Below are 14,204 nucleotides of genomic sequence, written 5' to 3' on the forward strand. Positions count from 1 at the left end.
CGCTCCCCCGTGCGCAGTCCAGGTGCGGGACACCGGGGGGGTCGAAGCCGAACGTCTGCGCGTACAGGGACAGTTCGGCTTCCAGGGCGCGGACGAGGGTGTCGAGCCTGCGGAAGCCGTGGCCCTCGCCCTCGAAGGTCAGGTACGCGTGCGGGACGCCGCCGCCCGGGGCGCTCGCGAGCGCGTCGAGGAAGCGTTCGCACTGCACCGGTGGGCAGATGGGGTCGTCCAGGCCCTGGAGGAGCACGAAGGGGGCGCTCACCCGCTCGGGGTGCTGGGCCGGGGAGCGTTCCTCGTAGCGCTCGGGGACCTCGGCGAGCGGGCCGACGAGCCCTTCGAGGTACTGCGACTCGAAGTCGTGCGTGCCGCTCGTGGCCCAGCCGGCCAGGTCGAGGATCGGGTAGAGGATCGTGCCGCAGGCGTAGACGTCGGTGAAGACGAGCGAGGCGCCGGTGGTCCAGCCGCCCGCGCTGCCGCCGCGCACCGCGAGGCGCTCCGGGTCGGCGAGGCCCTCGGCGGACAGGGCCCGGGCGACGGCGGCGCAGTCCTCGACGTCCACGACGCCCCACCGCTCGCGCAGCCGCTCGCGGTACTCCTTGCCGTAGTGGGCCGAGCCGCCGTAGTTGACCTCGGCGACGCCGATGCCGCGCGAGGTGAAGTAGGCGATCTCCAGGTCCAGGACGCGGGGCGCGTACCCGGTGGGGCCGCCGTGCGCCCACAGCACGTAGGGGGCGGGTGTCCCGGCGGGCCCGGTGACCTCGGGGTGGCGGGGCGGGTAGAGGTGGACGCGGATGTCGCGGTCCCCGGGGCCGGTGAAGACGCGTTCCTCGGGGCGCGGGTAGTACGCGGGGTCCACGGCGTCCTGGTGCGGGGCGGCGACAACGCGGGCGTGCCCGGTGCCGGTGTCGAGCTGGACGATCTCGGCGCCCGAGGCGGGCCCGGCGGCGATCCCGGTGACGCGGCTGCCGTGCGCGGCGAGGCTCGCGGACCACTCGGTCCAGGGCCCGGCGGCGTCCACGAGGGTTCCGGCGGCCGGGTCGAGGATGCCGAGGGCGTTGCCGCCGCGCCCGTGGAGCATCGCGACGAGCCCTCCGTCGAGCGGCGCGAACCAGCGCATTCCCGCCTTCCACAGCGGGCCGCCGGTCTCCTCCTCGCGCGGGCACAGGTTGACCGCCTCGCCGCTCGCGGGGTCGACGCGGTGCAGGTTCCACCAGTTGCCGCGCTCGGTCGCGGCGAGGAGCGCGCCCTCGGGCGTGAACTCGGCCTGCGCCACGGCTTCCCCGGGTCCGCCGATGAGGGTGCGGACATCGGTGAGGGCGCCCTCGGGGGTGACGTCGGCGTGCCGCAGTTCGGTGCCGTCCCAGGGCATCCGGGGGTGGTTCCAGGCCAGCCACACGGCCTGTGCGCCGTCCGGGGAGAGCTTGGGCCCGGTGACGAACCGGTGCGTTTCGCTGGTCAGTTCACGCACCGCCGTGCGGTCCTCGGCGGCCGAGCCGTCGAGCGGGACCGCCGCGAGGACGCGCCGCAGGTCGGTCGGTTCCTCGCCGGTGAACTCCTCCAGCACGCACCACACTTCGTGCCCGCCGGGGGCGAACACCGGCTCGCACCAGCGCAGTCCGCCGCCGAGGGAGGACACCGGCGTGAGCGGGCGCGGCGCGCTGTCGGGGGCGTCGGGCTCGACCACGTACAGACGCTGGTCGCCGAAGTGGGTGAAGACGAGGAACGGGCCGCGGGCGCCCGCGCGGCCCGTCCAGGGGAAACCCCCGTACCCCATCACGCTGTTGCGCACGTTCCACGGCGCGGGCAGCGCGCTCTCCTCGGTGCCGTCCGCGCGACGGCGCACGAGGGTCCTGCGTCCGTTCTCGGCGGGGCGCGGGGCGGTCCACCACAGCTCCTCGCCGATGTGGCCGAGGTGGTCGGGCGCGCCGTCGTGGCGGGCGGCCGTCGCCGCGTCGATCGGTGACGGCCAGGTGCCGTGGGGGAGTTCGGCGGGGGTGCTGCCCATGCGGGGGCCTCTCTCGAAAGGTGCGGGCGGCGGGCGGTGTCCGCTCAGGCGGTACGCAGGAAGCGGTCCAGGACGCGGACGCCGAAGTGGAGGGCGTCCACGGGGACCCGCTCGTCCACGCCGTGGAAGAGCGCGTTGTAGTCGAGCCCGGGCGGCATCCGCAGCGGCGAGAAGCCGTAGCCCGTGATGCCGAGGCGGGAGAACTGCTTCGCGTCGGTGCCGCCGGACATGCAGTACGGGACCGGGGTGCCCTCCGGCGCGAACTCCCGTACCGCCTCCCGCATCCGCGCGTAGGTGGGCGAGTCGAGCGGGGCGGTCAGCGCGACCTCGCGGTGGTGGAACTCCCAGGCCACGTCCGGCCCGGTCAGCTCGTCCATCGTGGCGCGGAACTCGTCCTCGTGGCCGGGCAGGAAGCGGCCGTCGATCATCGCCGTGGCGCTGCCCGGGATCACGTTGACCTTGTAACCGGCGTTCAGCATCGTGGGGTTGGAGCTGTTGCGGACGGTCGAGGCGACGAGCGAGGCGGCGGGGCCGAGCTTGGCGAGGTAGGCGTCGACGTCGAAGTCCGGCGCCTCCAGGTCGGCTTCGAGTCCGTAGAGCGCGCCGATGTCCCTGAGCGCGGCGCTCACGACGGGGGTGAGGCGGACGGGCCACCGGTGGGCGCCGATGCGCGTGACGGCGGCGGCGAGGCGGCTCACCGCGTTCTCCGCGTTGGCCTTGGAGCCGTGCCCCGCGCGCCCGCGTGCGGTCAGCTCCAGCCAGGCGGTGCCGCGTTCACCCGCGGCGATGGGGTACAGCTCGTTGCCGGAGCCGTCGTGGAAGGTGAAGGCGCCGGACTCGCTGACGCCCTCGGTGACGCCTTCGAAGAGGTGCCCGTGCCGGTCGGCGAGGAAGCCGGAGCCGTCCTCGGCGCTCGCCTCCTCGTCGGCGGTGAAGGCGATCACGAGGTCGCGCCGGGGGCGTACCCCCGTGCGGTGCCAGGAGCGCAGGACGGCGAGGATCATCGCGTCCATGTTCTTCATGTCGACGGCGCCGCGCCCCCACACCAGGCCGTCGCGGACCTCGCCCGAGAACGGGTCGACGCTCCAGTCGGCCGCCTGCGCGGGCACGACGTCGAGGTGGCCGTGGACGAGGAGCCCGGGCGCCGCCCGGTCGGTGCCGGGGACGCGGACGACGACGTTGGCGCGGCCCTCGGTGCGCTCCAGGAGGACGGGTTCGTGCCCGGCCTCGGCGAGGCGGGCCGCGCAGTACTCGGCGGCGGGGCGTTCCCGGCAGTCGCCGCCGCCCCGGTTCGTGGTGTCGATGCGGATCAGGTCGGACGTGTAGGCGACGACCTCGTCGAGGGCGGCGGCGTCGGGGCCCCCGGCGGGGTTCTGCTGCTCAGCCATACTGCTCCTCCACTGCTCCGGAGGCGATCGAGCACACCGACTTGAAGGTGCGGTACGCCTCGTACATGGTCGGGCTCTCGAAGGAGACCTTGCGTTCGCCCGCGCGGGAGACGCCGGGGACCGAGGTGACGATCTGGGAGAGGTGCGCGGCGTCGAACTCGACCTCGATCGTGTGCGGCGCCGCCGGGACGGGTGCGCTGCGGCCCGCGAGGGCGACGGCCTCCCTGGCCGCCGCGCGGATGTCCTTCGCGGTGCGGGCCGGGGTGCGGCAGATCGCGGCGTAGCGCGAGACGTGGTCCTTGACGGCGACCTTGCGGGCCTCGGGCGCGTAGCCCTCCGCGTCCCGGCAGGCGAGGTCGTCTCCGGTGACAAGGACGACGGGGATGCCGTACTCGGCGACGAGCGCGGCGTTCAGCAGGCCCTCGCTGGCGCGGCGCCCGTCGAGCCACACGCCGGTGATCTGGTTGGCGAGGAAGGTGTGCGCCAGGACGCCCTCCATCCCGGCTCCGGCGTGGTAGCCGACGAAGGCGATCGCGTCGGGGGCGCGGGCGCCCTCGTACTGCGCGCCCTCGACCATGCTGAGGTCCTTGTGCCTGCCGGTGAGCAGCTCGACGCGCTCGTCCATCCGCTCGATGAGCAGGTTCCGCATCGACCAGTGCGCCTCGTTGACGAGCACGGAGTCGGCGCCGCCGTCGTAGAAACCGCGCACGGCGGCGTCCACGTCGGAGGTGAACATCGGGCGGCAGCGCTCCCAGAGCGGGGTCCCCGGCAGGACGTCCCCGGGCCAGGTGACGCCGGTGGCGCCCTCCATGTCGGCGCTGATCAGAATGCGCACGCCTCCTCCTTCCGTCGGGGCCCCGGTCCAGGGCGGGCGGCCCCGTCAGAGTAGATCTTGCGGCGGGCGCGCAGGTCAATGGACCTCGCGGCGGGGTGGCGGCACCGCCAATGGGCGTACCGGCGGCGGTGGGGCGGGGGCGGGGGCGGGGGGCCGGGGCTTCGCCCCGGGCCCCGTGCGGGGCTGCGCCCCGCGCCTCCTGTTCGGGGCTCCGCCCCGGGCCCCGCTCCTCAAGCGCCGGAGGGGCTGGAATTTCGGTGCCGGTCGGGATGCGGTGCGGGTCGGGATGCGGTGGGGGTCAGTGCCGTACCGCCTTCCGCAGGGCGATGTTCAGTTGGAGGACGTTGACTCTCGGTTCGCCCGCGCAGCCCAGTGCGCGGTCGCTCGTGTGGGTGGCCATCAGGGTGCGGACCTCGTTCAGCGGAAGGTCGTTGCGGTCTGCGACGCGGCGGGCCTGGAGGGCGGCGTACTGCGGGGAGATGTCGGGGTCCAGGCCGGAGCCGGAGGACGTCACCGCGTCGGCGGGGACGTCGGCCGGGCGCACGGGGTGGCCCGGGACCGAGTTGTCGCGTACGACGTTCGCCTTGGCCTCGCGCACCCAGCCGATCAGTTCCTCGTTGTCGCCGGAGCGGTTCGTGGCTCCCGAGAGGATGAGCTTGTAGCGCGTGTTGACGCTGTTCGTGCCGAGGCCGCCCGACGGACGCGGCTGGAAGAAGCGCAGGTCGGGGCGGGGGGTGTCCTCGCCGTTCCGCGCGGGGAGGTCGTAGCGCTGGCCGATGAGCGCGGAGCCGACGACCTTGCCGTTCTCCTTGATCTCGGAGCCGTTGGCCTTGCCGGGGAAGAGGCCCTGGGCGATGCCGGTGAGCGCGAGGGGGTAGAGGACGCCGGTGACGAGGGTCAGGACGAGCAGGGCGCGCAGCCCGGCCCACAGGAGCCGTCCCGTGGTGCCTGCGGTGGAGTTCATGGCGGGTCACCCGATTCCGGGGATGAGCGAGACGAGGAGATCGATGAGCTTGATGCCGAGGAACGGGGCGAGCAGGCCGCCGAGGCCGTAGAGGCCGAGGTTGCGGCGCAGGAGCTGGTCCGCGCCGGCCGCCCGGTAGCGCACGCCCTTGAGGGCGAGCGGGACGAGGGCCACGATGATCAGCGCGTTGAAGACGACGGCGGACAGGATCGCCGACTCGGGCGAGGCGAGCCGCATGAGGTTCAGCCGGTCGAGCCCCGGGTAGGTCGCGGTGAACATCGCGGGGATGATCGCGAAGTACTTCGCGACGTCGTTGGCGATCGAGAAGGTCGTCAGCGCGCCCCGGGTCATGAGGAGTTGCTTGCCGATCGAAACGATCTCGATGAGCTTGGTGGGATCGGAGTCGAGGTCCACCATGTTCCCGGCCTCCTTGGCGGCCGAGGTCCCGGTGTTCATCGCGACGCCGACGTCCGCTTGGGCGAGCGCGGGCGCGTCGTTGGTGCCGTCGCCCGTCATCGCGACGAGCCGCCCGCCCGCCTGCTCGCGCCGGATCAGCGCGAGCTTGTCCTCGGGCGTCGCCTCGGCGAGGAAGTCGTCCACGCCCGCGTCCTTCGCGACGGCGGCGGCGGTGAGCGGGTTGTCGCCCGTGATCATGACGGTACTGATGCCCATGCGGCGCAGTTCCGCGAACCGCTCCCGCATCCCCGGCTTCACGACGTCCTTGAGGTGGACGACGCCGAGGACCCTCGCCCCGCGCGCGTCCTCGACGGCGACGAGCAGCGGGGTCCCGCCGCTCGCGGCGATCCCGTCCGCGATCCGGGCCGCCTCCTCGCCGGGGTCGCCGCCCCCGGCGCGGACCCACTCCCGTACGGAACCCGCCGCGCCCTTGCGGACGCGGGTCCGCTCGGCGGGCAGGTCCACGCCGGACATGCGCGTGCGCGCGGTGAACGGCACGTGCTCCGTCCCGGCCGGACTCTCCTCGTACGGGCCCGGTGTCCGTTCCTCGGCGAGCGCGACGATCGAGCGGCCCTCGGGGGTCTCGTCGGCGAGCGAGGCCAGGCGTGCCGCGCGGGCGAGTTCGGCCTCGCCGACCCCGGTGACGGGGCGGAAGGCGCTCGCGCGGCGGTTGCCGTGGGTGATGGTGCCGGTCTTGTCGAGCAGCAATGTCGCTATGTCTCCCGCTGCCTCGACCGCGCGGCCCGAGGTCGCGAGCACGTTGCGCTGCACCAGGCGGTCCATCCCTGCGATGCCGATCGCGGAGAGCAGCGCGCCGATCGTCGTCGGGATGAGGCACACCAGGAGCGCGACGAGGACCGTGACGGACTGTTCGGCGCCCGCGTACCGCGCGAAGGGCTGGAGGGTGACGACGGCGAGGAGGAAGACGATCGTGAGCGAGGCGAGCAGGATCGTGAGCGCGATCTCGTTCGGGGTCTTCTGCCGTGCGGCGCCCTCCACGAGGCCGATCATGCGGTCGATGAACGTCTCGCCGGGCTTCGTGGTGAATGCGGACGACGACGCGGTCCGAGAGGACCCGGGTCCCGCCGGTCACGGCGCTGCGGTCGCCACCGGATTCGCGGATGACGGGCGCGGACTCGCCGGTGATGGCCGATTCGTCCACCGAGGCGACGCCTTCGACGACGTCCCCGTCGCCCGGGACGACGTCCCCCGCCTCGCAGACCACGAGGTCGCCGGGGCGCAGCGCGCCGCCGGGGACCCGCTCCTCGGCCGTCCCGTCCAGACGGCGGGCGACGCTCTCGGCGCGGGTGCGGCGCAGGGACGCGGCCTGGGCCCTGCCCCGGCCCTCGGCGACGGCCTCGGCGAGGTTCGCGAAGAGCGTCGCGAGCCACAGCCACGCGGCGATCGTCCAGCCGAACCACTCCCCCGGGTGGCGGCAGGCGAGGACGGTGGTGAGGACGGAGCCGGTCTCCACGACGAACATGACCGGGGACTTCACCATGACACGCGGGTCGAGCTTGCGGAGCGCGTCGGGCAGGGAGCGCAGGAGCTGGGCGGGGTCGAAGAGGCCGCCGGCGACGCGGGGCGGGGTGTCGGGCGGCGCCTGGGGCCGGACGGGGGCGGTGGTGCTCATGAGGCGAGCCCTTCGGCGAGCGGTCCCAGCGCGAGCGCGGGGAAGTAGGTGAGTCCGGTGACGATGAGGAGGGTGCCGGTGAGCACCCCGGTGAACAGGGGCTTCGCCGTACGGAGCGTGCCGGCCGTCTCGGGGACGGGACGCCGTGCGGCGAGGGAGCCCGCGAGGGCGAGGACGAAGACCATCGGCAGGAAGCGCCCCGGGAGCATCGCGAGGCCGGTCGTGGTGTTGAACCACTGCGTGTCGGCGTTGAGGCCGGCGAAGGCGGAGCCGTTGTTGTTGGCGGCCGAGGTGTAGGCGTAGAGGATCTCGGAGAAGCCGTGCGGGCCGGAGTTCGTCATCGAGTGGCCCGGCGTGGGCAGTGTCAGCGCGGCGGCCGTGAAGCACAGGACGAGCGCCGGGGTGACGAGGAGGTAGAGCGCGGCGAGTTTGATCTCGCGGGGGCCGGTCTTCTTGCCGAGGTATTCGGGGGTGCGGCCGACCATGAGCCCGGCGAGGAACACCGCGATGACGGCGATGACCAGCATTCCGTAGAGCCCGGAGCCGACGCCGCCTGGGGCGATCTCGCCGAGCCGCATTCCGAGCGTGGTGATGCCGCCGCCGAGTCCGGTGAAGGACGAGTGCAAGGAATTGACGGCACCGGTGGACGTGAGGGTCGTGGCGACCGCGAAGAGCGAGGACCCACCGATCCCGAAACGGGTCTCCTTGCCTTCCGTCGCGCCGTTCGCGAGGTCGAAGGCGGGGCCGGGGTGGGCGAATTCGGTCCACATCAGGAGCGCGGTGAAACCGAGCCAGACGCATCCCATCGTGGCGAGGATCGCGTATCCCTGGCGCACCGAGCCGACCATGCGGCCGAAGGTGCGGGTCAGGGAGAAGGGGATCACCAGGATGAGGAAGATCTCCAGGAGGTTGGAGAGCGGGTTCGGGTTCTCGAAGGGGTGCGCGGAGTTGGCGTTGAAATAGCCGCCGCCGTTCGTGCCGAGTTCCTTGATCGCCTCCTGCGAGGCGACCGCTCCCCCGTTGAACTGCTGGGTGCCGCCGGAGAACTGGCCGACCTCGTGGATACCGGCGAAGTTCTGGATCGCGCCGCACGCGACGAGCAGCACGGCGGCGACGGCGGCGATCGGCAGCAGGACACGGACGGTGCCGCGCACGAGGTCGGCCCAGAAGTTGCCCAGCTCAGCGGTACCGGCCCCGAGTTTGCGGCCCAGCAGCCGGGGGTGCGCGAAGCCGCGGACGAGGGCGATCGCGACGGCCATGCCGACGGCGGCCGAGACGAGGTTCTGCACCGCGAGACCGCCGGTCTGCACGACGTGGCCCATCGCCTGCTCGCCGTAGTACGACTGCCAGTTGGTGCTGGCGACGAAGGAGGCGGCGGTGTTGAACGCCTGGTCCGGGTCGATCGAGGAGAAACCGAGCGAGCCGGGCAGGATTCCCTGAAGGCGCTGGAGCGCGTAGAGGAAGAGGACGGAGACGAGTGAAAAGGCGAGCACTCCGCGCAGATAGGCGGGCCACCGCATCGCGGTGTCCGGGTTCGCGCCGATGACCCGGTAGATCCATTTCTCCACCCGGAGGTGGCGGGGCGAGGAATACACCCGCGCCATGTGGTCACCGAGCGGCCGGTAGGAGAGGCCGAGGGCGACGACGAGCGCGAGCAACTGGAGTATTCCGGCGAGTACGGGACTCATGTCGCCGCTCAGAACCTCTCCGGACGGACCAGGGCGAGGACGAGGTACACGAGGAGGGCGAGGGCCACGAGGAGGGCGAGGGCCACGAGGAGCCCGGTGACGTTTTCGGCGGTCACAGCTTCGTCACCCCTTTCGCGACGAGGGCCACGAGCGCGAAGACCGCGAGCACGGTGGCCACGAAGGCCAGATCGGCCATCGTTGACTCCAGAGAGCTAAGCCGTGGGATTCCACGGGTCTGATCGGTTGGGTACGTTCCGATCGAAACGCGGATTCCGGCCCCCGGGAGCGCTGTTGACGCCGTCCATATGGCGCACGGGGTCCTCTTGACGCCTTCCGTACGCGTGGGGCGTGCGCGGGGGCGGGGAGGGCGCAGCGGGTGCGCCGGGGCGGGAGCGCCCGCGCGAAAGCGCCCGCCCTCCTCCCGGGCGGTGCCGCGGGAGGGGGACGGGCGTGGGGCGGTCCGGCAGGGGAGGCAGCCGGACCGCCGGTCGGGAAGGAGGGGGGTCAGTCCTCGTGGCCCAGGAGGAGGTCACGTTCCGTACGGCCGCCGCCCGCCACCTGGAGCACCGTGGCGACCGGCGGGTAGCCCGCCGCGATGACCGTGTACTCGCCGGAGGACAGGTCCACGAAGCGGAAGCTGCCGTCAGCCTCGGTCGTGAGCGAGTCCACGACGTTGCCCGCCGCGTCGAGCAGCGTGACGCGCGCGTCCTCGACGGGGCGCCCGCCCCGGGCCCGTACCGTCCCGCGCAGCACCGCTCCCCCGGCCAGCTCGACGTCCTGCCGGGTCTCGCGCGCCGCCTGCACGCTGAGCGGGAGCGCGGCGGGGCGGAAGGCGGTCGCGCTCGCGGCGAGCGTGTACTCGCCCGCGACGAGGTCGTCGAGCACGTACGCCCCGTCGTGCTCGGAGCGCGCGTGCGCGACGACCTCGCCGCGCACGTCCGTGAGGGTCACCGAGGCACCCGCGACGGGCGTGCCGTCCGCCGTCATGACCCGCCCGGCGAGCCGCCCCGCGCCGCCGAGCACGACGTCGAGCTCCACGGGCCGCTCGGCGACCGTCACCGTGACCGCCTGCGGCTGGTGCCCCCCGGCGGCGGCGATGAGCACGTACGAGCCGATGCCGGGCGTCGCGAGGGCGTACCTGCCGTCCTCGCCGCTCGCGCCGCGCCCGACCTGCTGGCCCGCGATGTCGATGAGCGTGAGCGCGGCGCGCGGGACGGGGCTGCCGTCCGGGTGCTGGACGGTGCCGCACACGGGGACGCCGGGGCCGGCGTGCGGGGCGCGGCTCGCGGGGAGACGGATGTCGGTGGTGTCGGCGAGCGCCTCCGGCCCCGGCTCGGCGGGCTCGGCGGGGGTGTGCGCTGCGGCGGTGGACACGAGGGGGGTCTCCTTCAGGAAGCAGGCGATCAGCAGGCCGAGGGCGAGGACCGGCACGAGGTAGAGGAAGATCCTCGGCATCGCGTCGGCGTACGCCTGGATGAACCCGTCCCGCAGCGGCGCCGGGAGCCGGTGCACGAGCTGCGGGGTGACGGACTCGGGGTCGGGCAGGGTCTGTCCGGCGCCCGAGGGCAGCCGGTCGGCGAGCGCGTCGGCGAGGCGGCTCGCGAAGAGGGTGCCGAAGATCGCGGCCCCGACGCTGCCGCCGATCTGCCGGAAGTAATTGTTCGCGCTCGTCGCCGTCCCGAGGTCGCCCGGGCGCACCGCGTTCTGCACCGCGAGGACGAGGACCGGCATGATGAGCCCGATCCCGGCGCCGAGCACCGCCATCCACACGCTGTACGTGAAGCGCGAGGTGCCGATCTCCAGGCGGGACAGGAGCCACATGCCGACCGTCGAGAGGACGCCGCCGAGGATCGGGTAGATCCGGTAGTGCCCGGTGTGCGTGATGAGCTCTCCGGCGACGATCGAGGCGATGACGACGCCGCCCATCATCGGCAGCATGAGCAGCCCGGACTCGGTGGCGCTCGCGCCGTCCACCATCTGGAGGTAGGTCGGCAGGTAGCTCGCCGCGCCGAAGAGAGCGATGCCGACGACGGCGCCGACGAGCCCCGTCACGTTGAAGGCGCGCTCGCGGAACAGGCGCAGCGGGATGAGGGGTTCGGCGGCGTAGTGCTCGGCGAGCAGGAAGAGGGCGGTGCTGACGACGGCGCCCGCGCCGAGCCCGATGATCATGCGCGAGCCCCACGCGTACTCGGTGCCGCCCCAGCTCGTGAGGAGCACGAGACAGGCGGAGGCGATGGCGAGCAGCGTCGCCCCGAGCACGTCGAGTTTCGCCTTGCGGCGGGGGCGGGGCAGTTTCAGGACGACGGTGACGACCACGAGGGTCAGCAGGCCGAAGGGGACGTTGAAGTAGAAGCACCAGCGCCAGGAGACGTGGTCGGTGAAGAAGCCGCCGAGGAGCGGTCCCGCGACCGAGGCGAGCCCGAAGGCCGCGCCGATGAGGCCCATGTACTTGCCGCGTTCGCGCGGCGGCACGATGTCCCCGATGATCGCCTGCACCCCGATCATCAGCCCGCCGGCCCCGATGCCCTGGACGGCGCGGAAGGCGATGAGCTGGTCCATCGAGCGGGACCAGCCGGCGAGCGCGGAACCCACGACGAAGACGAGGATCGCGAACTGGAAGACGCCCTTGCGACCGAAGAGGTCGCCGAGCTTGCCGTAGATCGGCAGGCCCACCGTGGAGGTCAGCAGGTACGCGGTGATCGCCCAGGACATGCGGTCGAGACCGTGCAGCTCGCCGACGATCTTGGGGAGCGCGGTCGCGACGATCATCTGCTCCAGCGCGGCGAGGAGCAGCGCGAGCATGAGCCCGAGGAACACGGTCCGCAGTTGCGCCCGGCTCAGCGCGGGGGCCGGTCCCGGCGGGGGCGGGCCCTCGGACCTGGGAGGTACGGGAGCGGGGGGCACCGGCTTGGCGAGGGGCACACCACCCCGCTCTTCGAGCCCCGGCCAGTTCTCCGCCAGCGTCGTACCGCTCACCCTTGTCCCCTTCGTCCGCCCGTGCGGGAACCGTTCTCGCATCGCTTTCCGTGGCGACGCAAGTACGAAGAGCGCGGATCAGGGGTGGGTGGTGCGCGGGCGCACGGGCATCTGCGCCGGTAAGAGCCTTACGGCGTACGACAGGGGGGATACGGAGATCCACTCGTCTCAGTGACACCGGAACGGCGCAAGGCGCGACGGCCTGTTGACGCGGCGGGAAGACGAAACGCCGGAGGGGCGGCGGAAAGCGGCCCCTCCGGCGTGCGCACAGCGCGTGCGGGGGGTGAGCCCCCCGGCGTGCTCAGCTTCCGAAGTGCGCCGCGAGCTTGGCGAGTTCCGCGTCGTAGATCCGCGCGAGCCCCTTGGGGGCGAACGCCTTCTCGAAGAAGCCCCCGATGCCGCCGGCCCCGTTCCAGGTCGTCGTGACGACGACGCGCGAGGCGCCCTCGCCGCTCGGGGTCACGGTCCACGTCGTCACCATCGTGGAGTTGCGGTCCTTCTCGACCAGTTCGCCGTCGCGCGGCTCGCTGACCTCCAGCAGGCAGTCCCGGACGCGCTTGCTCGTCGCCTGGAGCTTCCAGTGCACGAGGGTGCCCTCGCCGTCGCCGCCCTCGCGCACCTCGTACTCGCTGAACTGTTCGGGCAGGAGCGTCCGGCGCGTGCCGCTGTAGTCGGCGAGCGCGTCGAAAACGTCCTCGGGGCCGGCCGCGATGATCCGCTCCGTCGTGGCCTCGACCTGCGCCATTGCACTACCTCCAGGGACTTCGCCGGGTGTATTCCCACGCCCGCCGGTGCGGCGGTGGGGCCCACCCAACCATCGCGGGGCCACGCCGCCAAATCCGGCCTCCCAGCGATCAGGAGAACACATGTTCTATTGTTCGAACGCGATCGGGTCCCGCTCCTTCCGCGCGCCGCGCACTCGCGGGCCGCGATCCGGTCGCGACCGGATCGCGGCCCGCGAGGCTCCCGCAGCCGGTCCGCTACCCCGAGGAGGCCGCCATGCGCTGGGACAACCTGAACGACACCGCCGACGACGCCACGACCGCGCGGAACACGCTGTTCTCCGCCGATTCCGTCACGACCCGCACCTTCGAGACGCCCGAGTTCGCGGGCATCACCTTCCACGAGATACGCGCCCGCTCGATCGTCAACCGCGTCCCCGGTGCCTCGCGGATGCCCTTCGAATGGACGGTGAACCCCTACCGGGGCTGCTCGCACGCCTGCGTCTACTGCTTCGCGCGCAAGACGCACAGCTATCTGGACCTCGACACGGGGCTCGGCTTCGACAGCCAGATCGTCGTCAAGGTCAACGCCCCCGAGCTGCTCCGCAAACGCCTCGCCTCGGCGCGCTGGCAGGGCGAGCACATCGCGATGGGCACCAACGTCGACTGCTATCAGCGCGCCGAGGGCCGCTACGCGCTCATGCCGGGCATCCTCGGGGCGCTCACCGAGCACGCGAACCCGTTCAGCATCCTCACCAAGGGCACGCTGATCCTCCGCGATCTCCCCCTGCTCACGGAGGCGGCCCGGGTGACGCGGGTCGGCGTCTCGGTCTCGGTCGGCTTCACGGACGAGACGCTGTGGCGCACGGTCGAGCCCGGCACCCCGGCCCCCGCGCGGCGCCTGGACGTCGTACGGCGCCTCGGCGCGGCGGGCCTGGACTGCGGCGTCCTCATGGCCCCCGTCATCCCCTACCTCGGCGACAGCCCGGAGCAGCTGGAGGCGACGGTGCGCGCCGTCGCGGAAGCGGGCGCCACCTCGGTCACCCCGCTCGTGCTGCACCTGCGGCCCGGCGCCCGCGAGTGGTTCATGTCCTGGCTGGCCCGCGAGCACCCGCACCTCGTCCGCCCCTACCAGCGCCTGTACGGGGACGGGGCCTACGCGCCCACGTGGTACCAGCGCCGCATCACGCGCCAGGTCCACGAACTGGCCCGCGCCCACGGCATGGGCGAGCGCCGCACGGCGGCCTGGCGCGGCGCGGAGGACGGGGACGCGGGGAGGCGGGACGCGGGGAGGCGTGGCGGAGGAGAGGACGGCGCGGCGCGGGACGGCGGTACGCGGGACGGCGTGCGGCGCGACGGGCGAGCGCGCGTGCAGGCCGCGCACGCCCCGGAGCGTGCGCGGGGGCCCGAGCCTGCGGGCCCGACCCAGCTCAGCCTTCTGTGAGCCGGTGGCGCACGGCCCGCACGCCCGGAAACCTGGGGCCCGGGCCCGGCCCAGGAGCCGCACCGGCCCCGGCCTCGCACACCGCCCGGCCCG

9 protein-coding genes and 1 pseudogene are annotated in these 14,204 nt (G+C 73.2%); 1 reads left to right on the plus strand and 9 read right to left on the minus strand.

Annotated elements, in window-relative coordinates:
• From SSBG_RS03180 to SSBG_RS03220, 9 genes and pseudogenes are all read right to left on the minus strand, one after another.
• A partial coding sequence (locus tag SSBG_RS03180; protein ID WP_008744787.1) for a S9 family peptidase occupies nt 1-2,005 on the minus strand: 2,005 nt, incomplete at its 3' end.
• A 44-nt stretch (nt 2,006-2,049) separates the two neighbouring features.
• Nucleotides 2,050-3,393 carry a M20/M25/M40 family metallo-hydrolase gene (locus tag SSBG_RS03185; protein WP_008744788.1) on the minus strand — a complete coding sequence of 448 codons (1,344 nt, stop codon included), beginning with the start codon at nt 3,391-3,393 and terminating at the stop codon, nt 2,050-2,052.
• Complete coding sequence (locus SSBG_RS03190; protein WP_008744789.1) at nt 3,386-4,228, minus strand: M55 family metallopeptidase; 843 nt, start codon at nt 4,226-4,228, stop codon at nt 3,386-3,388. Before SSBG_RS03190 ends, SSBG_RS03185 begins: the two co-directional genes overlap by 8 nt.
• 298 nt (nt 4,229-4,526) lie before the next feature.
• The gene (locus tag SSBG_RS03195) at nt 4,527-5,192 is read right to left on the minus strand and encodes a potassium-transporting ATPase subunit C (RefSeq protein ID WP_008744790.1); all 666 of its coding nucleotides are present in this window, start codon (nt 5,190-5,192) and stop codon (nt 4,527-4,529) included.
• A gap of 6 nt (nt 5,193-5,198) precedes the next feature.
• A pseudogene (gene kdpB / locus SSBG_RS03200) lies at nt 5,199-7,281 on the minus strand (potassium-transporting ATPase subunit KdpB).
• On the minus strand, nt 7,278-8,969 hold the full coding sequence (gene kdpA / locus SSBG_RS03205; protein WP_037868823.1) for a potassium-transporting ATPase subunit KdpA: 1,692 nt from the start codon (nt 8,967-8,969) through the stop codon (nt 7,278-7,280). The pseudogene kdpB and the gene kdpA overlap by 4 nt, the downstream one beginning before the upstream one ends.
• Before the next feature lie 8 nt (nt 8,970-8,977).
• Nucleotides 8,978-9,085 (minus strand): potassium-transporting ATPase subunit F, encoded by a 108-nt coding sequence (locus SSBG_RS30610; RefSeq protein ID WP_037868825.1) that lies wholly within the window; start codon nt 9,083-9,085, stop codon nt 8,978-8,980.
• A 388-nt stretch (nt 9,086-9,473) separates the two neighbouring features.
• Nucleotides 9,474-11,945: an MFS transporter gene (locus SSBG_RS03215; RefSeq protein ID WP_050776713.1), complete on the minus strand. Its 2,472-nt coding sequence runs from the start codon at nt 11,943-11,945 to the stop codon at nt 9,474-9,476.
• 301 nt (nt 11,946-12,246) lie between these two features.
• Nucleotides 12,247-12,690, minus strand: coding sequence for an SRPBCC family protein (locus SSBG_RS03220; protein WP_008744794.1), 444 nt, complete (start codon nt 12,688-12,690; stop codon nt 12,247-12,249).
• Nucleotides 12,691-12,944: 254 nt separating this feature from the next.
• On the opposite strand from SSBG_RS03220, the gene SSBG_RS03225 reads away from it, so the two are divergent.
• The gene (locus SSBG_RS03225) at nt 12,945-14,111 is read left to right on the plus strand and encodes an Rv2578c family radical SAM protein (RefSeq protein ID WP_008744795.1); all 1,167 of its coding nucleotides are present in this window, start codon (nt 12,945-12,947) and stop codon (nt 14,109-14,111) included.
• The last annotated feature ends 93 nt before the right edge of the window (nt 14,112-14,204 follow it).

It is taken from the genome of Streptomyces sp. SPB074 (genome assembly GCF_000154905.1).
Classification (GTDB): Bacteria; Actinomycetota; Actinomycetes; order Streptomycetales; family Streptomycetaceae; genus Streptomyces.